This is a genomic window from Paenibacillus sp. Root444D2 (genome assembly GCF_001426375.1).
Taxonomy (GTDB): domain Bacteria; phylum Bacillota; class Bacilli; order Paenibacillales; family NBRC-103111; genus Paenibacillus_E.
Map to the genome: position 1 here is coordinate 354497 of NZ_LMEO01000045.1, position 19789 is coordinate 374285.

The following is a 19789-nucleotide window of genomic DNA, read 5'->3' on the forward strand; positions in this document are numbered from 1 at the left end:
CGTCCGGGTTCACACTTATTTCTATTCAGATGATTAATGGCCAAGATACGCCTTCTTAACGCTATCCTGTGTACGCAAATTGTGTGCGGTATCGTGAAACCTGATTTCCCCATGCTCCATCACATACCCGCGATCAGCCACGGATAAAGCCATGGAGGCATTTTGCTCGATCAATAGTGTCGTTAATCCTTGCTTCTTGATGATGCGGATCGTCTCGAAAATATCTTTGACCACAATCGGTGCCAAACCCATGGACGGCTCGTCTAAAATAAGCAGCTTTGGCTTCGCCATGAGCGCACGACCGATGGCAAGCATTTGCTGCTCGCCCCCGCTCATCGTACCTGCAAATTGACTTTTCCGTTCGGCTAATCGCGGAAATAATCCAAATACGAAATCGATGTCTTGCGTAAGTTCCGCCTTCGATGCTTTTCGCGAATAAGCTCCCATCAGCAAGTTGTCGACTACGGAAAGCTTGGGAAATACCTTTCTCCCTTCGGGGACCATAACAATCCCATCCTTCACAATGTCATGAGTTGACATGCCATTCAATTCTTTGCCGTTGTATTGAATAGACCCCTTGGAAGAAATGGTTCCGCAAATCGCGTTCACCGTTGTCGATTTTCCCGCTCCGTTCGACCCGATTAAAGTAACAACTTCACCGGCGCCAACCTGAAGAGAAAGTCCGCGAACCGCATGAATGCTTCCGTAAGACACGTTAAGATCACGAATTTGCAGCAATGGGATTCACCTCCTCGTCAGTCTCGTCAGTCTCGTCAGTCTCGTCAGTCTCGTCGGTCTCGTCGGTCTTTCCGATATACGCTTCGATGACTTTCGGATGAGCGATGACCTGCTCCGGTTTGCCGTCTGCAATTTTCTCGCCATGATCCAAAACGACAAGCCGATCGCACAGTCCAACCACCATTCCGACGTTATGTTCGATAAGAATGACCGTCGTCCCATTCTTTCTGATTTTCCGTACTAGATCATCCACTTCCTTGGTTTCCTGTGCGTTCATCCCAGCTGTAGGTTCATCGAGCAGCAGCAGCTTAGGATCCGCAACAAGGGCTCGGGCAATTTCCACCCGCCGCTGATTGCCGTATGACAAGCTTCCAGCCAGCTCTTGCTCGAATCCATTCAAACCGACAAGTTCAATCGCCTTCAGGCTCAATTCTGAAACCTGCTCTTCTTCAACCCTCGAAGCGCGCATGCCTAGAATTGCTGACCATAGACCGGATTTTGTTCGGCCGAACATGCCGACTTTCACATTTTCTAACACGGTTTCATCCTTCTGCAGCCGTATATTTTGAAAAGTTCTGGACATCCCGCTCTTCGCGATGCGAAACGGCGCAAGCCCTTGAATCGGTTTGTTTTCGAATTCAATCGTACCTTCGTCCGCCTTATAAATACCGGTTAATATATTGAAGAACGTCGTCTTCCCGGCTCCATTCGGACCGATCAGACCGACAATCTCTCCTTGCTTTACTTCGAAATCAACTGCTTGGACGGCCGTGAGTCCTCCGAAACGTTTCGTGATCCCTTTCACTTTAAGCATCGTTGTCACCGTCCTTTGACGTTCCCGCTTTGTGCGGCTGCAAGGACTTAAGTTTGGCTCCTGTCTTGCCGAAAATCCCTTTCGGACGATAACGCACCACCAAAACCATCAACAGCCCGTAAATAATCATTTTGTACATATCCAAATACTTCATATCGATAAAATCAAGCTTGAACAAACGGAACATTTCAGGGAGCAAATACAGGAGGCTGACACCGAATAATGTGCCGCGAATACTCCCCAAACCGCCGATTACTACCATGCTGAGCACAGTTGCCGAGACGGAGAATCCGAAGGAATCCGCTCCGATAAAGGACACTTTATGAGCGAACAACGCTCCTGCAGCACCAGCGTAAGCCCCGCCGATTGCAAACACAAGCACTTTATAGTAAGTCGTGTTAATTCCCATCGCCTTAGCAACGGTTTCATCTTCCCGAATAACCATCCATGCTCTGCCGATACGGGAACTGGTCATTTTTTTGAGTGCATAGATGCCGACGACCATGACAACAAGTACAAGCAACAGATAACCCGAGTTATCCAGCTTCCAGCCGAACAAGGAAGGTGTGGGAATGGAATCAATCCCGTATGCCCCCCCGGTAATTTCCGAGTTTTTGAAGAACGATTGAATAATCAATCCGAGCCCCAGCGTCGTAATTGCCAGAAAATCTTCCCTTACCCGTAGACTAGGCAGCCCCAAAACAGCACTGAATACGAAGGTGATCAAAACCGCCAAACTCATAGAAACCCATGTATCCAGCCCTCCTTTCACCGATAAGATGGCGGAGGCGTAAGCTCCGATCCCGAAGAATGCGGCGTGCCCAAGCGATACTTGACCAGCGTAACCCGTTATTAAATTTAGTCCCAATCCCAATAATATATAGATGACTAGAAAAACGATGATATCAACGTAATAAGGATTCAGTATACTGTCCATAAAAGATCACCTATACCTTCTCGATGTTTTTGCCAAAGAGTCCAGATGGTTTTACCAGAAGGATAAGTATTAAAATGATAAACGCAATCGCATCTTTATCTACAACCATCCCTGTCATAAAGCCGTCGCTTAGCGATTCTACAAGTCCCAAGATCAGACCGCCGATAATGGTTCCCGGTATGGAACCGAGACCGCCCAGTACGACGACGCAGAATGCTTTCAGGCCGGGAATCGAGCCCATCGTCGGATACATCGAATTAAAGTTCAATGCGACCAGTATCCCTGCAGCGGCAGCGAGTGCTGATCCGAGTAAAAAGGTAACAGCTACAACACGGTTGACATTGACTCCCATCAAAGAGGCTGTGCGCAAATCCTGGGATGTTGCTTGAATCGCAAGACCCATTTTCGTAAATTTAAGAAACGCGTACAGAGAACCTAGCCCGACAATACCGGCAGCAATAATGATAAGTTTCATATTCGTAATCGTAATCGACTCTGTCAGTTGAATGATGGAGATTTCGATTCCCGTCTCTGGGAATGCTCTTGTGTCCGATGAGAACATCACTTGAAATACATTCTCGAGCACGATGGCTATGCCGATGCCGCTGATTAAGGTAGTAATCGGATGTGCCCCCCGCAAAGGGCGATAAGCATATCTTTCGATAAGTATGCCTACCACACCTGATACGACCAATGCGAACAGAAACGCGACGAGAAAATGCATGTGCAGATATGTCATACCGACCATGGCTGAGAAAGCTCCGACCATATAAATCGTGCCGTGGGCAAAATGAAGCAGCTTCAGCACCCCATATACCATCGTGAGCCCAACCGCAATCAAGATATAAATGAATCCGATGGAGATGCCGTTAATCAACTGCTGTATAAATACCAATGGGATCCATCCTTTCCACTAGCTGTTGTTAGTTGTAGGTTTTAGATTTGACGAACTGGAACTTCCCGTCCTTGACAGTCATGAAAATCACAGGTTTAATGACTTCGTGATCTTTGCCGAACGTAATTTTCCCCGACGTACCCTCCAAGTCTTTCGTATCGTTGATAGCTTGCTTTAGCTTTTCCTTATCGGTCCCGACTTTTTGCATTCCCTCTAAAATAACCATTGCAGCATCATAGCTCTGCGAGGAAAGCATGTCCGGAATATCCTTAAATTTATCCTGCCATTGATTGACGAATATTTTCACGACAGACCGGTCATCAGAAGCATAAAAGGAAGTCGTGAAAGTCGACCCTTCTGTATTGGTTTTCCCCAGCTCCAAATATTTCGGTGAATCGAAACCATCGACGCCTAGCAGTTGAGCGCTAATTCCCGCTTCTTTCGCTTGCTTAACGATAGCCGCTGCTTCATTGTAATAACCAACTACGTACAAGCCATCCGGATTGGCGGCTTTGACTGCGGTCAAGATCGAGCTGAAATCTTTGTCCCCCATCTTAAACGGACGTTCAATCGCAATATTCGCACCCAGCTTGCCAGCCTCGTCCTTAAATGCGGTATAAATCGATTTTCCGTAGTCGATATCGACGTAGAGTACGGCGATGTTCTTCTTCTTCAGATCGTTCACAGCATAATCGGCCATCGCTTTTCCTTGCAACGGACCCGTATAGATGACGCGATTCACATAATCGCCGCCTTTGGTCGCATCTGGATGTACGGCATAGGCAATAACCATTGGAACTTTGAGCTCCTGAATTTTTGTAGAAATCGTTTTCGTCGGTCCACTGTAAGCGCCTCCAACAATGGCGACAACTTTATCATTATTGATTAGCTTCTGAACACCTTTTAACGCTTCTTCAGGCTTTCCTTGGTCATCTTCCGCAACCAACTCAACCTTCTTGCCTTGGATACCACCGGCTTTATTGTACTGCTCAATCGCCATGATCGCAGCATCTCTACTATGTGTCCCGTCCGTCGCTGTCGGCCCCGTTAATGGACCGATCCAACCCAGTTTAATCGTATCTCCGGCCTTATTCATCGCACTATCATTTTTCGCGGAGTCACTAGACTTTGCTGCGCAACCCGAAATCATTAGAGATACAGTAATCACACCTGCTGCAATCATTGAGAACTTTTTCAATTTATAACCCCCTAATTGATTTATGAGTTTATCTTACTTTAAAAGCGCTTTCATGAATCTAGTCAAATTTGCGGAACACTAGCACAATTTTGCTGCGCGGTACTCTGACGGACTGCAGCTCATATAGAGTTAAAATTTTCGTGTAAAGTAATTGGGATCAGGGAATCCAACCAGAGCCGCAATCTGTTGAACAGGTAAATCCGTCGTTTCTAGAAAGTGCACAGCCTTTTCAATTCTAAGCTTATTCAAGAAATCGACGAAGCTTAAGCCTACTTCCCTCTTAAACAAATGCGCGAAGTGATAAGTACTTAGATAACAATAACGTGCTATTTCCCCCAAAGTAATTTTCTCTTGCAAATGCTCTTTCATATATTCGATGGCCGAACAAATGACGGGGGATGCCTCCCGCGCATAACGGTCAATAGAGAAGACAATTACCACATGCGGAGATACTTCAATGCCTAGACGATTTTGAATTTCGTCGAAGTTAGCCTCGTGCACTAACGTCCCGGAAATCAGCATCTGCGAAAATGCAGCTTGCGATGCGTTTAATTTCACTAAAAGATCTCTCCTAACAGAAGCCATACTATTATATAACCGCTTTCATTGATTTCACAATGGGAATTAAATACCTGTATGGGCGGCGGCAGAAGGCCGACAGTGTCTGGGAAACAAGTTAATTTGGAATCAACACACTCTATAAATCAGCACATTAACAAAGGGCTGCCCATCGGTCATCTTTAATGACAGAAGGACAGTCCTTTTGAGTTGTCATTTCATACGACCATTCATTGCCTAACATGCCTATCACTTCTTATAAGAGCAGTATCTTTGTAGCCTGGCAAAATAGGCTGAAACTTGGCATGTACCTATCATAAACTCGCTTTAAAGGGTACTTTCAGGTACCTATAGTACTTATAAGTCCCTATAGTACTTAAAAGTACGTACTTATCAAAAACAACTTAATGGTTTTATAATAGCACTTGTGAAGCGAAAGTAAAGCTTGCAGTTGTTCAAAATATATCTACTTAGGAGGCAAAACATGAACCAGTCATTATCACATTCTGCAGCACAACATAAAGTGAGGCAAAAAACAGGATCATGGGCGCTTCTTGCCCTTGCCATAAGCGCATTTGGAATCGGAACAACCGAGTTTGTTCCAGTAGGCCTGCTCGCGTCCATCGCGAATGATTTAAACATTGGCATTACGCTAGCTGGCCTTCTTATTTCTGGTTATGCGATTGGCGTCGCGGTTGGAGCCCCGATCCTCACGGCGCTCACCAATCGGATGAGCCGAAAATCCTTGCTCATGTCGCTGATGGTTGTTTTCATCATCGGTAACGCTGTCGCTGCACTATCACCGTCATTTGAAATACTGCTTATTGCACGTTTCATCACTGCATTTTCACATGGTGTCTTTTTCTCCATTGGAGCCACCATTGCTGTTCAGCTAGTATCTCCAGAGAAAAAGGGTAGTGCCATTGCTCTCATGTTCACTGGTCTTACCATTGCCATTGTTACCGGCGTTCCATTGGGGACATTTATCGGGCAAGCCTTCGGTTGGAGAGCGACTTTCTGGGGCGTTGCCTTACTGGGTGTCATTGCGATCATTTCCAGTGCCGCACTCATCCCTAAAAATCTCAAGCAATCTCCACCTGCTAAATTTTCAGATATGTTCCGTTTGCTCACCAATGGCCGTTTGGTCCTGGGCTTTCTTATCACGGCATTCGGTTATGGCGGGACGTTTGTTGCTTTCACTTATCTAACTCCGCTCCTGCACGATGTGACTGGCATAAGTTCAGGCATGATTAACATTATCTTAATCATTTATGGTGTGGCTGTTGCATTCGGTAACTCTATTGGCGGTAAATTGGCCAATAAGAACCCTCTACGCGCATTATTTTGGATGTTTATTATTCAAGCTGCCGTTCTAGTCCTTTTAACATTCCTTGCTCCATTTAAAGTGGCTGGTGTAATTGGTGTTGTCTTAATGGGGTTGCTTGCATTCATGAATGTGCCTGGTCTTCAATTATATGTCGTGGGGCTAGCTGAAAAGTATGTACCTTCAGCGGTTGATGTTGCATCAGCGATCAATATTGCAGCGTTTAACGTCGGTATTGCTATTGGCTCAATTGTCGGTGGAGTTGTTATCGACTCCATGGGACTTGTTCATACCCCATGGGTTGGAGCTTTAATGGTTCTCGTTGCCATCCTGCTCACTGGTATTTCTGCAAAGCTGGAACGGAAATCATAATAGGAGGCATTTAAATGTTTGAGCATCATCAAACTTATCAAAGGATGTACAAAGAAGGCGAGTTAACGCTTGGCCTCCACATTCCATTAGAAAACTTTCAGTCGAAAACACCTACGATGGCTAATCAGGTTGAGCTTGCTCAAGCTGCTGAAGGATACGGATTTACAACTCTTTGGCGTAGATCATGCTAGCCGCGGCAGCCAATTCCGAGAAGGCTTTGCCTATCTAGAAAAAGCCCTTTATAAACACTATACTAGAATTGACTCCAGTTATGGCCAAATCGAGCAAGCGACACTCGTGCCAAAACTGAAGAATAGAATTCCTACAATGGTCACCGGTTTTGCACAGCAAGACCTCGATTGGCTTGGACAGAATGGAGATGGATGGATGTACTATCCACAAGGACCTATGCGGCAGCTAGAAGCCATAACGGCATGGCGAGAGTCTGCAGCCCGCCATAACCAATCGGAGTTTCGTCCATTCTCTATGCCTATGCATCTTGATTTAGCGGAAGATCCAGATGAACAAGCAACACCCATTCGGCTTGGTTTTCGAATAGGAAGGAATAAACTCATCGAATTAATTGAAGTTTACAGAACTATTGGTGTTAATCATCTCTTCTTCGCTCTCTTTGACAGCGATCGACCAGCTGGCGACGTCATACATGAGCTTGGAGAATATGTGCTGCCGAACTTCCCCCCGCATCCAATCAACCTTTGAAATCATAGGTCAAATCAAATAAACAGAAACCGGGTGGACATTGTTTTCCACCCCAATATTAGGAGGATAATCAATTGAAAAACTTACAAGATACAATTCAATTAAACCATGGTAAAGCTTTTCCTTGGCTTGGTCTAGGCGTCTTCCAAGTCGAGGATGGCGATACCGTCATTGCAGCCGTTGAAGTAGCCATTGTCGTTGGCTATCGTCATATTGATACTGCAGCTATTTATCAGAACGAAGAAGGCGTTGGTGAAGGTATCAGGCGTGGCTTGAAACGCGCCGGTCTTCAACGTGAAGACTTGTTTATCACCTCGAAATTATGGAATGCGGACCAAGGCTACGATAGCACTATAGCAGCTTATGAGAAAAGCTTAAAGAATCTGGGATTAGAAAAGCTTGATTTACACCTGATACATTGGCCTGTTGAAAATAAATATCTAGAAAGCTGGAAAGCACTCGAGTTTCTGTATCACGAAGGTCGTGTCGGGGCTATTGGCGTTAGTAATTTTCACATCCACCACCTTGAAAATCTATTTAAACAAGCAACTGTGAAACCAGCTATTAATCAAGTAGAGCGCCATCCGAGACTCGTTCAGAATGAACTTAAATCTTTTTTAGATAACAACGGGATTCAAGCCGTCGCTTGGGCACCTCTGATGCAGGGAGAGATCCTGCATGAACCCGTCATCCAAGCTATCGCAGACCGCGCGGGAAAATCAGTTGCCCAAATCGTTCTACGTTGGCAGCTGCAAAGCGGCTGGGCAACGATTCCGAAATCCATTCAAGCTAAACGCATTCAGTCCAATGCAGAAATCTTTGATTTCTCATTAAATGATATAGATATGGCAGCTATTTCGGCACTTGATCAGCATCGCCGGGTGGGTCCAGACCCTGATAATTTTGATTTTTAAGTTCAAATTAAATAAGCAAAACCCCGGATTTAATATTCCGGGGGTTTTTCATTACCTTTAAGTGTCTCTATCATCTTTCTTAATTTTGGCATTGTTGAATTTTTGATTTTATAGGCAAAATATAAATCATTCGTTACTTTATAAGGTTCACAAATTATTTTTACTTTTTTTGTTTGTAATGAGTTTGCCAGCATATACGTAGGCAATAAACTGATTCCAGCCCCATTCTCGATAGCTGACAAAATGATGTGCAAATCAGGCAATATATGTTCAGGCTTTATTTGCGGACGCTTTTGAAAGTTCTCTCTCCAAAATCTTCGGATAATGGGCAATTCTAGACCATAACTAAGCCATGTTTGTAAACACAGCCAAGCTTCTAGCTGCTTCGAGTCCGTGAAATCAGGTTCCTCATAATCATATGGTGCGACTACAACAAACTCTTCTTCTACATAATGCATATATTCTATACCAGGTGCTGAAAACTTTTGTGAGGTCACGATGATGTCGACCTTGTCATCTGTTAATAGGTCTAAAATATACGATGCAAGCCCGTAATAAGCAATTACACGCATATGAAGGTTACGGAGGTATGGAGCCATTCTTTCTCTAAAAAACTCTTGCGCTGTGCCGATTTTTACAACCGGAAGCGTGGGCGATGAGACGGCTTTGAAACTTAACGTTGTCTCCTCAAGTGACTCAACAAGAGGCGCTAATTGTGAATAAAGTTCTTTTCCTCTTTCAGTCGGAACCATTTTCCTTGATGTTCTTGTAAATAAGGGTTCGCCGACCTCAGCTTCTAATGCAGCTAGATGTTGACTCATGGCAGGTTGTGTCATAATTCTCGACTTGGCTGCTTCTGAAACAGAATTATGTTTATAAATAGTGATAAAACTTCGATACCATTCAAAATTTGCCATAAATAAGATCCTCTCATACAATACTGTCTCTTTCCCCTATATTATATATCCACAACTATGCAATCTACCACGATAGAAAAAAAGCACTTGATCTTAAGGATCAAGTACCGACAAGAGGAGCAGCTAACCTTATTTTTAAAGATAAGCCCGCTTATTTTATTGTGGAACATTGGTTTGTTCACTTCTCAGCGAATTACAAGATACTTTGAATAATCCCGCCCTCTACTCTTTGAGCTGCACCATTGATAGCTGATGCTTTATCGGATGCAATGAATACAACTGTATCAGCTACTTCCTCAACTGTAACGAAACGTTGGATCAGAGAAGTCGGTTGGTCATTTTTAAAGTATTCATCCACAAATGCACCTAATTCTTTCCCGTTCTCTTTCGCAAGGTCTAACCAATTCCAGTTGTAGACCCTCAATATTATTATATCCCTTCGATAGGACGGGCTATTAGTTTAGTTTGGCGATAACTTCTTTGGCTACGCTAAGTGTTGATTGCGGATTTTGACCTGTAATTAAATTTCCATCAACTTCATAATGGTCGCTCCAATCGGGTGCTGCAACAAAGATCGGGCCCGCCTGACGAAGCTTAGATTCTAATAGGAAAGGCATATATAGATCTAAACCAGCCGCTTTTTCTTCCGTATCTGTAAAGGCTGTAATGCGTTTGCCTTCAACTAGATATGTTCCGTCAGATAACTTTGCATTGACCAAACCGGCTGGTCCATGACATACCGCAGCTACGACTTTTCCAGCCTCATAAAATTCTCTAAGTAAAGATTGAAGCTTTTCGTTATCAGGCAGATCAAACATCGTTCCATGGCCGCCTGGCAAGAAAATCACATCATAATCCGCAGCTTTAACCTCGTCTAGTTTGAGAGTATCCGTAAGAAATTGTTCCGTATCCAATATTGCTTGAGGCAAATCAGCACTCAAACTATTTTTATCAATAGGGGTTTTACCTCCTAAAGGACTAGTTACTGTAATATCAAATCCTTGCTTTGAAAACTCAATATAGGTCTCAGCAAATTCCGAAAGCCAAAGCCCTGTAGACTTCTCACTGTTTATTTGATTGGCAGAAGTCACCACGATTAATATATTTTTTTTCATTTTGTTTTCTCTCCTCTGTATCTGTTTTGTTGTTACAAGCCCTATTGTATCTTTAGATAATCTATAAATCCAATTAGATATTTGATGTTCATCTATAAAAATATTTATATGAAAAACATAAAAAAACCCTCAGGTAAACAGTGTTTTGTCCATGAAATCATGAACTCTTTTCTCACTGTATACTGTAAGGGATAATACGATTATGCATGCCTTTATACTTGTTCAATCTCTGCTATTTTCGGCGAACCAAGACAGCCTTTCTCTTAAATGAACGACGTCACCGACCAGTATGATAGCCGGGTTGGGCATATCATGTTCCTGTAACGTTTTCTCTAAATTATTTAACGAACTTATGATTGTCCTTTGATCCTCAGTTGTCCCCCAAGATACAACTGCAACCGGCGTCTCAGGGTTCCTTCCATAGTGAATAAGCTGGTTACATAAATAAGTGACATTTCCCATTCCCATATAAAATGCAATCGTATCAATGCCGGTAGCAAGCGCCTTCCACTTGTCAGGTGATAGGGTGTCGTCTTGACACAAATGACCGGTTACCATAGCAAACGTTGAAGCCACTTTACGATGTGTAACAGGTATGCCTGCATAAGCGGGCGCAGCGATTCCCGCAGTAATCCCGGGTACGATTTCAAATGCTATTCCATGCTCAACTAATTTCTCCGCTTCTTCTCCGACACGTCCGAAAACACAAGGATCTCCACCTTTTAGACGAGTAACTATCTTTCCTTCTAGAGCTTTTAAGGCAATGATTTCATTGATTTGCTCTTGCTGAATCGGGTGATGGTTCGGCTGCTTTCCACAATAAATGAATTCTGCATCTTTACGGGCATGATTTAATAATTCCGGATTGGCAAGGCGGTCATACACGATCACATCAGAAGATTGAATACATTTTAATCCTTTGACAGTAATTAACTCGGGATCTCCCGGCCCAGCTCCAACAAAAAATACTTTGCCTTTATTATTCTCCATGTATTCATCACCTCAATAACAAAAGTTATTCCAATGCAGCTGAATCCAGCCATTCCATTTCCTATTAAAACAATTTTTTCTTCATCGTGATTCGCTCTGAACATTACATTTAATGTTATGTAATTGTTAGAATAATCAATTATTCGTTCTTATTGAATAAAATACGTCACATTATCTAACATACGAATATTAATTACTAATGTACATCAAGACTTCGTATTTATCAACAATAATTTGCAATTGCTTCCGTGTTAATTACAATAATGCCTTTATTAATCGAACTATTTATTTGCTTTTTCATTCGATCGTTCGGTTTACATTCCGTTTTCACAGACGTTTCATATGATTATCCGAATAATCACGTTATATTTAATCACATGCATTTAACGATATATCTCCCAAAATAAAGAGGCTGTCCCCTCAGGGAACAACCTCTTTATTGCATTATTAGGCCAAATTCAATTCTATCCTTTAATTTGTTTCCCCTGTCCTTTAATCAACATAACAAGAAAAAGAATGGCCGGTATTACTCCAATGAATATCTTGTTTACCATAAATTGTTCCGCGACGATTCTCCCAATCTCCAGATGCGACTGCCAGCTTGACGGGAGAAGGGAAGTTATAAAAATAATGACTCCAACAGGAAGCGCAAACCTTCGATAGTCTGTTTGAAACAGCTGAGATAACCCAAGTACGGCAGCCAAAAACCATAATGTTGCTTTGATAAAAATCCCAGCATAAAAAAGTAAGATCACAAATGCGTCAAAACGCTCGAATACTTCGGCGATCTGAATCAACTGAACAGCTTGTAATAAAGGTACAGTACTAATGTTAAGTAGTTGCGGACCCAGAACGATCAGATTCATTATGTTCGAGAAAAGGATAACTAGACCTGATACAAAAAAAGATCGAACCGACGTTTTAACCAACTCTTTCTTCTCGTTTAAATAACGCCAGAACATGAGAAAAATCATCATTTGGCCAAATGGGAACCAGACAGTGCTAGATATACTTTCTTTTAAAACTGGTTGAATGCCATTTTCCAAAATCGGAAGAAGATAATCAAAATGAACAACACCCGATATAAAGTGCATGATAAGCAAAATTAAATAAAAAGCCAACACCCCAACTACGATAAATTCAGCCAACCGAAAGAAGACCTCTATTCCCTTGTATATTGCATAAATCGACAAAGTTAACATAATCAGCATTATAAGGGATATGGGACCTCGAGGAAGAATGGTCAAGAGGGTAAGATCCCCAAAGTCTCGTACATTTCGCATGGCTTCGTAAGAAAACATCAGGAGATAAAGTAATAAGACAAACTTCCCCACAAATGAACCGAAATATTGAATCAAAAGCTGACTCAAATTTTTTTCAGGTTCCCTTCGTTGGATCATCAAAAAAAGAAAAAGCAGCATGAACCCTAGCAGCATGCTAGTAATGACCACCAACCAGGCGTCTTGACCAGCTTTGATTCCTAATTCAAATAAAGGTGTGCTTCCTATTTGAAAAAGGATAATCATCGCACCCAATTGATATTTGCTGATCCGCTCCATACGAAGCCCCTTTTCTCATTCTTTTTTACTGGATATCTTGGAAAAAGAATCATCAATCATTCCAGTTCGTCGAATCGTTACATGAGCTTTAACGTCCATTCTTATTTCTGCGAACTCATTCTCCCAGTTCTTGCTTAGCTTTTTCCAGTCCTGTGGGTAAGATTTGTGGAATGCGTCCCCGAAGCCCAGTGTGTCTGTTTTCATTTTTTTCAGAGCTTGAAAGGAATTTTCTGCATCAATAATTATTTGCTCCTGGATATGTTTTTCCAGTTTTTTCAAGGTACTCGACTGTTTTAGATCCAGATTACATGCCGTTTCAATCAAGTTTCCCTTGGCTTCAATTTCTACAGATATAAACAAATTACCATTCGATATGTTTGGTTTTAATTTTGCGTGAGATTTTTCTACTAGAAAGGAGGATAGCTGTTCGCTTCGGCTCTCCCCTTCACAAGAAAATACGATAGTTGTTCTTTGTAATTGATTCGTTATCCAGGGAATTCCGAGGCTTTCTTTCCGACTTAACCAACCTACTAATTTATCCTGCTTAAATACCCCGACTCTATCCAATTTTAATACGGCGGATTCACGAGTTTCTTTCAGTGCTTCTAAAGAGCTTTGTGCCTTTTGCTCACCCGTGATTTTGATTTCCGGCAATGTAGAGCTAGCGGTAGGATTGGTCATTGTGGAAATTAAATCAATTAACTTGGACTGAACTAAGTTGGTTTGTTTGTTTCCCTCTCCACTGATCAAATTGGAAATCGCGTTTCCAGGAATGTTTTCTAATGGCGTAAGGATTTCTAACACTTTCTTCGCGTCTCCATTTGTAATGAGAACATCCGTAGTTTCTCTTGATTCGTAACTTCTCAAGTAAGCGTCCAATATTTGGTTGACCCCATATTTAGCAACACGTTGACTAATAATAATAACACGAGTATGAGAAAAAAAGAGCTGGCGAGGTGTCTCCAAATCACTCTTTTGAATCGCCTCCCGTAAGGTCTTTCCTTTCGATGAAAAGACAATAACCGGAGCTTGGGAACCGCCACCACCGGATTTACTCTGGATTGACTTCGGGATGATGATTTGAAAGGTCAATACCCATTGATTACTTTCATCTAAATCAAAGGCAATTGCGCTGATGATCCCCAATTTGTTTAGTTCGATATGGTTCGAACAACCACTATTAACTAATAACATATTGATGATCAACAGCAGGTTTATCCCTCGCTTCATGTCCTAATCCCCTTTTGATGTCCATTTTCTTGTTGAATGAATGACAGAAGATTACTTTTCCTTTTCCTTGTCGGAAGGTTTTGGATGTGCGTTTACGTTTTGGCGCACATAGTTATTCTTAGCGAAAAGACGCGGTCTGGTGACCATCATCCACCAAGGCACCCTTACAACAGTATCTTTTAAGTTACTTGGCACAAAAGGTGCTATCGGTGTCATGTAAGGAACTCCGAAAGAGCGTAGAGACAACATGTGGATCAGAAGAAAAAAGAGCCCCGACATAATTCCGAACAAACCTAGTGCCGCGGCAAGAATCATGAGTATGAACCGAATCAATCGGGCAGCAATCGAGATGTTAAACGCCGGAACGACGAAGCTGGAGATCGCCGTAAAGGCTACCACGATCACCATAGCTGCCGATACAAGACCTGCTTCAACTGCTGCCTGTCCCAGAACAAGAGCTCCAACAATGGAAATTGCGGAACCGATGGCTCTAGGCATTCGAACCCCCGCTTCCCTTAACACCTCAAATGTGATTTCCATCAATAATGCTTCGAAGAATGCAGGAAAAGGAATTCCTTCCCTTTGTGCAGCAAGACTGATCAAAAGGGTCGTGGGTATCATTTCTTGATGAAAAGTCGTAATTGCAATATATAAGGAAGGCAGAATCATAGAAATGGTAAACGCAAAGAATCGCAAAAGACGCAAGAACGAAGAGATATCGAATCTCTGGTAATAGTCCTCGCTGGCAATGAAGAACTTGAGAAAAGTGATAGGCAGCACAAGAGCAAATGGTGTTCCATCCATCAAAACGGCAACCTGTCCCTCCAAGATGGAGGCCGCAACTGTGTCAGGACGTTCCGTGTTTATGAGGGTGGGAAATGGAGTAAAGGTTTGGTCCTGAATAAATTCTTCCAAGTAGCCACTTTCCAATATGCTGTCTATATCAATGCGATCAAGCCTTTGAAGCACTTCGTCCACAACTAAATCATCGGCCGTCCCTTTAAGATACATAACACTTACGTCTGTTTGTGTCACCCGTCCGATTTTCCGGTCGATTTTCCATAGATTCGGACTTTTGATTCTACGCCGGAGCAACGCTATATTTGTGCTTATATTCTCGGTGAATCCATCTTTGGGTCCGCGAATAACAGATTGAGATGAGGGCTCCTCTACGCCTCTTTGCATCCATTTGGCAGAACTTGCAGTAATGCCTTGATCCCAGCCCTCTGCGAGAATAATGGTATCTCCACTGTATAAAGCCGACATGAAGTCATCAATGTTACTCACTGTATTTGTGGAACTAACAGTAAGAATCTGATCTTTAATCACCGTCAAAGAATCGGATACTGACCTTTGCCCAACTGTATTAACTTCTGCATCGGACATGATCGGATTCATGATGTTATCGTTAATGACCGTGGTATCTGTTAAACCGTTAATATAAACAATAGCCATAGGTAAACTATTGGCCCCTTGAAACGTACGAATGGAAATATCTGAACTGTTACCAGTTAACTCAGAAATTTTCTCGATATTTTGCTGAAGGCTATTTGAAAGTGTATCGGTTTGTTTGATGTTTGCTTGAGAGTCTTGTTGCGCGCCCTCATTATATTTCCGGGCAAAACGCTTCAGAAATTTGTTCATCGATAGCATCCACCTAGTTCTTCCATGTATTAACTTTCATTTTCGCCCTGCCTTTCAAGAGTTATACTCCTGAATGCTTTTAGGCTAAGTTATATCGTGTAATTCATTACGCGGACGAGCAACCCCGCCATAAGGATGAAAAACATCCTTATGGGGGGTGAAAACCTCGCGCGGCGCGCGATGATGAGCCATAGCGATGAAAAACATCGCTATCTCGCGCCCACGGCCGAGCAACCCCTCATAAGGATGAAAAACATCCTTATGAGGGGTGAAACGTAAACAAACCTAATCATTTCAGCCGCTGCTGAACTAATTAGGTTTACGATCAAATATGCCCAGGTGCCTTAGCAATCTCCCTCTACATATGTTATTCCTTTTTGTTTATGTACTATAATTGTTCTCCCAGATCTTATTCTCACAAACCATCATGATCCCGCTCCTTTAGCGCTATACAGTTGTTTGAACTCAGATGGTGTCATGCCTGTATGTTTTTTAAACAGTTCACTGAAATGCGGCCTGTCTTCGTATCCGAGTGCTTGGGCGATTTCTTGAACTTGTTTTCCTTCAACCAGCATAATCTTGGCCTGCTCCATCCGCTCAGTTGTCACAAACTGTACAACGGTCATACCCGTTACCTTCTTAAACAAATTGGCAAAATAACTGCCGCTCAAATAAACAAGCTTGGCATAATCATTAACAGTCATATTTGAAGCTACATTTCGACGTATGTGCTCAATAACTTGTTCCACGACTTGGTTCGCATCTTCCACATGACGTTTCTGAATCAACTCACAACCCATTCTGCACAGTTCCTTGATGTTTCCTTGGAGCTCCTTCAGCTTATAGGATGAAAGATTTTTAATGTACAAAAAATGACGTTCGATCTGTTTCATTTCTTCATGAGTTAGTTTCTCCGAGAAAACACGATTGATCAGAAAAGCCAGCTCATCACAGAACCCCTTAACCACCTCGGGAGCTGGAGGCACGGATGCAGTAACTGTTTCCTCGAATAGCTCGTCCACAATGGCACTAGCTTTATGCAAGTTCCCAGACCGCAGGCAATAAAACAGTTCTTTTTCCTTTTCTGGAGAATATCGCGGCGCAGTTTGGTGGACCGGGCTCATATTTCGATAGCTGTACACGGTGTTGCCGCCCGTATAAAAACTATAAGAAAGGGCAGCGAGCGCCTGCGAATAGGAGTACGAAATTTGATGTATCGCCTTTACTTCTTCCCCAATACCAAGGGATATGGTATATCGGGAATACTTTTCAACATTTTCACGGCACTGCTCCGAAATGGCTTCCACGCTTAGGGAATCCGGCGGATTGAATATGACTACAAACCGGTTCGTGTTATCACGGAACACAAATCCTTTGGTGAACCGCCTTAAACTTTCTTCTAAAATGTTTTGCACGGTAAATCTGATCAACTCTACCTCTTGCACAGGCAAAGTCTCGGTTTGTTCAGCGAATTGATCGATTTCCGTAAGCATGACTACAAAGCGCTCGCGCTCCAATCCGATGTTCAAGAAGTCCCAACGTCTGGCTGCTTGTTCGGGGGTCGTTCGAAATTGCAGCAGAAGTTGAAAATACTCCTGCCTTAAATACGGCAAGCTTTCCCGCAGCTTTCTTTCCATCTCATGATAGCGCTGATTTTCCCCCATTTCATCTTCAATCGACTTTCTTGCTTTTAAGACCACTTCAATAATTTTTTGCGGCGTATATGGTTTGACAATATAATCGAATGCACCGAGCTGAACGGCCTGCTGCGCATATTCAAAATCGGTATAACCGCTTAAAAAAACAATTCTCGTACGTGGAAACTTTTTCAATACCTGCCTGGTCATCTCCAAACCGTTTATTTTCGGCATCCGAATATCGGTCAGTACAATGTGGGGCTCAGTTTCGTAGATGAGTTCAATCCCTTTCTCACCGTTGCTCGCTGTTCCTACAATGCGAATGCCATGAGTCTCCCAATTAATTTGGTTCGAGATCCCTTGCACCACGGTCTTGATATCATCAATTACGCACATCCTAAGTTCTGTCGTCATCGTTATATCCCTCACCTGCTAGTGGTATTGTTAGTGTGACCGAGGTAGATATATGCGGTTCGCTGCTCAGGTCGATATCAGCTTCACTTCCGTAATGCAGCCGCAATCGTCCATAAACGTTACGGAGGGCATAGCTTTTTTTGAAAGTTTGTTCTAGCCGCATGTCAGCCTTGACGGTTTGGACGTCCATCCCAGCACCGTTATCCTCCACACGCAGCCGCAGACTATCGCTCAGACATGTAATCGAAATCCGAATTATCCCCATTCCCTCCATTTCTTGAAATCCGTGCAGAATGGAGTTTTCCACCAAGGGCTGCAAGATAATTTTCAATATCGGCTTCTCCAGCAACGAATCATCTTCAAGCTCAATCGTGTAATCGAACAGACCTTCATAGCATTTTTGCTGTAGATTTAAATACTGGCTAACATGATCAATTTCCTTGGCCAGTGTCGTCATCTCGTTTCCGCCGTTAAGACCTAGCTGGAACAGTAACGAAAGTGAGGTGATCATCTCCGTGACATCTCGGTTTTGAGACGATTCCGACTTCCAAATGATTGTGTTTAATGTATTATACAAAAAATGCGGATCAATTTGAGCCTGCAGTGCTTTGACCTCCATTTTACGTTTCTCATACTCGGCTTCCTTAACGTCCTCAATGAGAGAAGAAATTTCCTCCAGCATACGGTTAAACTTCAATCCGACCTGCGTAACCTCGTCTTCGTATTTGCTGGTAAACCGTACATCGAGATTGTTTTGCTCAACCTTCTTCATAAGCCCCTGCAGTTTGTGCAAAGGCTTCAGCAATAAGCTCGAAATGACATTGGACAGAACGAAAGCCAATGTGGCGCAGCACAACATGATCCATAATGTGGCCGTTTTGATACGGTTCACCTGACGGAGTAAATCCGATTGTATTTGCACACTGACAAGCGTCCAGTTGCCCGCCAGCGTTAGCCGCGAATAATTGACCAAATACGGACTTCCGCCCATGTTATATTTGAAAAAGCCTCGCTGCTGCCTCTGCAAGAGCTTCATGAACTCCGGGTCCCGCTGGAATGAAGAGAAACGTGATCCAAGCGGAAGCACAGCTTCACCACTGCCGGTTACAAGAAAATAATGGTCTGCAGGAACGAGCAGATCGTCGGTGATGGCACTCAGAATCGCATCTTCCTTTACATTGACTACGACATAAGCGTCATGGACATTCAAATCCGTGATCGGCTTCATGATCAGGGAGATGACCCGCTGATTCCCCAAAAACAGGGGATCCTCATGGTCTTCCACCCAGATGACGCGATCGGTGCTATCCAAATAACGTGAAAACAACGTATCCTTGAAGCTAGTTTGACTGTTACGATGATCGGTTGTCGCATAAAACTCTCCTGCAGGCGTATAAATCAAAACGGATTGGATCGAAGGCTCGATCAGTTTCATTTGCCCAAGAGGGATTTGCATCGAAGACAACCTTGTGTAGTAGGATCCCGAAGAATGAGAGTACACGTCCTCCATAGCCGATTTGAACGCATCGCTAAGCATCATAGTTGAGGCCGTCACAATGATGTGACGCAGCTTCTCATCCAGCACGCGCGCGGATTTATTGAGCGTATTCTGGCTGGAAATGAAAGCCTCCTGTTCTGTCGATCGAAAGGCAATCCAATAGGACATTAAGCCCGTTAGCGCGATGGAAAGGACGGTCAACATCAGGAACGAGATCCATAATCGGCGGCGCAAAGATAGCCGGTAATACCATTTTTTCAAGGGTGCTCCCTCCTTTCTAAAGAAGAGAAGAGACGCGCCGCATTCAGCAGCGCG

Annotated in this window: 16 protein-coding genes and 3 pseudogenes; 3 read left to right on the forward strand and 16 right to left on the reverse strand. The window is 43.2% G+C overall.

The features are described from left to right. Positions 1-33: 33 nt before the first annotated feature. The 7 genes and pseudogenes from ASD40_RS23160 to ASD40_RS23185 all read right to left on the reverse strand — a co-directional run bounded on the left by ASD40_RS23160 (position 34) and on the right by ASD40_RS23185 (position 5140). Complete coding sequence (locus ASD40_RS23160) at positions 34-738, reverse strand: ABC transporter ATP-binding protein (RefSeq protein WP_057305517.1); 705 nt, start codon at positions 736-738, stop codon at positions 34-36. Further along, positions 722-1015: a hypothetical protein gene (locus ASD40_RS39475; protein WP_442952724.1), complete on the reverse strand. Its 294-nt coding sequence runs from the start codon at positions 1013-1015 to the stop codon at positions 722-724. The genes ASD40_RS23160 and ASD40_RS39475 overlap by 17 nt, the downstream gene beginning before the upstream one ends. 2 nt (positions 1016-1017) lie before the next feature. Further along, positions 1018-1552: pseudogene (locus ASD40_RS39480) on the reverse strand (ABC transporter ATP-binding protein); the annotation flags it as partial. Then, positions 1545-2489, reverse strand: a complete 945-nt coding sequence (locus ASD40_RS23170) for a branched-chain amino acid ABC transporter permease (RefSeq protein ID WP_057305518.1) — start codon at positions 2487-2489, stop codon at positions 1545-1547. The pseudogene ASD40_RS39480 and the gene ASD40_RS23170, both read right to left, overlap by 8 nt. Positions 2490-2499: 10 nt before the next feature. Next, the gene (locus ASD40_RS23175; protein ID WP_057305519.1) at positions 2500-3384 is read right to left on the reverse strand and encodes a branched-chain amino acid ABC transporter permease; all 885 of its coding nucleotides are present in this window, start codon (positions 3382-3384) and stop codon (positions 2500-2502) included. 28 nt (positions 3385-3412) lie between these two features. Then, a complete protein-coding gene (locus ASD40_RS23180; RefSeq protein WP_057305520.1) occupies positions 3413-4582 on the reverse strand; it encodes an ABC transporter substrate-binding protein in 1170 nt (389 codons plus the stop codon). 129 nt (positions 4583-4711) lie between these two features. Then, positions 4712-5140: a helix-turn-helix domain-containing protein gene (locus ASD40_RS23185; protein WP_057305521.1), complete on the reverse strand. Its 429-nt coding sequence runs from the start codon at positions 5138-5140 to the stop codon at positions 4712-4714. 484 nt (positions 5141-5624) lie between these two features. Between ASD40_RS23185 and ASD40_RS23190 the strand changes: the two genes are divergently transcribed. The 3 genes and pseudogenes from ASD40_RS23190 (at position 5625) to ASD40_RS23200 (ending at position 8470) form a co-directional block, all read left to right on the forward strand. Beyond that, positions 5625-6836 carry an MFS transporter gene (locus ASD40_RS23190; RefSeq protein ID WP_057305522.1) on the forward strand — a complete coding sequence of 404 codons (1212 nt, stop codon included), beginning with the start codon at positions 5625-5627 and terminating at the stop codon, positions 6834-6836. 14 nt (positions 6837-6850) lie between these two features. Next, positions 6851-7556, forward strand: a pseudogene (locus ASD40_RS23195) (hypothetical protein). A gap of 74 nt (positions 7557-7630) precedes the next feature. Beyond that, entirely contained in the window at positions 7631-8470 is an 840-nt protein-coding gene (locus ASD40_RS23200) for an aldo/keto reductase (protein ID WP_057305524.1), read from the forward strand. A gap of 29 nt (positions 8471-8499) precedes the next feature. On the opposite strand, the gene ASD40_RS23205 is transcribed toward ASD40_RS23200, so the two are convergent. From ASD40_RS23205 to ASD40_RS23245, 9 genes and pseudogenes are all read right to left on the reverse strand, one after another. After that, positions 8500-9387 carry a LysR family transcriptional regulator gene (locus tag ASD40_RS23205; RefSeq protein WP_057305525.1) on the reverse strand — a complete coding sequence of 296 codons (888 nt, stop codon included), beginning with the start codon at positions 9385-9387 and terminating at the stop codon, positions 8500-8502. A gap of 193 nt (positions 9388-9580) precedes the next feature. Beyond that, a pseudogene (locus tag ASD40_RS23210) lies at positions 9581-9742 on the reverse strand (SDR family oxidoreductase); the annotation flags it as partial. A gap of 100 nt (positions 9743-9842) precedes the next feature. Then, positions 9843-10502 (reverse strand): type 1 glutamine amidotransferase domain-containing protein, encoded by a 660-nt coding sequence (locus tag ASD40_RS23215; RefSeq protein ID WP_057305527.1) that lies wholly within the window; start codon positions 10500-10502, stop codon positions 9843-9845. A gap of 222 nt (positions 10503-10724) precedes the next feature. Further along, positions 10725-11492, reverse strand: coding sequence for a uroporphyrinogen-III C-methyltransferase (gene cobA / locus ASD40_RS23220; protein ID WP_057305528.1), 768 nt, complete (start codon positions 11490-11492; stop codon positions 10725-10727). A gap of 464 nt (positions 11493-11956) precedes the next feature. After that, positions 11957-13051, reverse strand: a complete 1095-nt coding sequence (locus ASD40_RS23225; protein ID WP_057305529.1) for a GerAB/ArcD/ProY family transporter — start codon at positions 13049-13051, stop codon at positions 11957-11959. A 15-nt stretch (positions 13052-13066) separates the two neighbouring features. Next, positions 13067-14281 (reverse strand): Ger(x)C family spore germination protein, encoded by a 1215-nt coding sequence (locus ASD40_RS23230; RefSeq protein ID WP_057305530.1) that lies wholly within the window; start codon positions 14279-14281, stop codon positions 13067-13069. Positions 14282-14332: 51 nt separating this feature from the next. Then, positions 14333-15925: a spore germination protein gene (locus tag ASD40_RS23235; protein WP_057305531.1), complete on the reverse strand. Its 1593-nt coding sequence runs from the start codon at positions 15923-15925 to the stop codon at positions 14333-14335. A gap of 425 nt (positions 15926-16350) precedes the next feature. Further along, positions 16351-17976, reverse strand: a complete 1626-nt coding sequence (locus ASD40_RS23240; RefSeq protein WP_057305532.1) for a response regulator — start codon at positions 17974-17976, stop codon at positions 16351-16353. Beyond that, positions 17960-19735, reverse strand: coding sequence for a cache domain-containing sensor histidine kinase (locus ASD40_RS23245; RefSeq protein WP_057305533.1), 1776 nt, complete (start codon positions 19733-19735; stop codon positions 17960-17962). The genes ASD40_RS23240 and ASD40_RS23245 overlap by 17 nt, the downstream gene beginning before the upstream one ends. Positions 19736-19789: the final 54 nt, after the last annotated feature.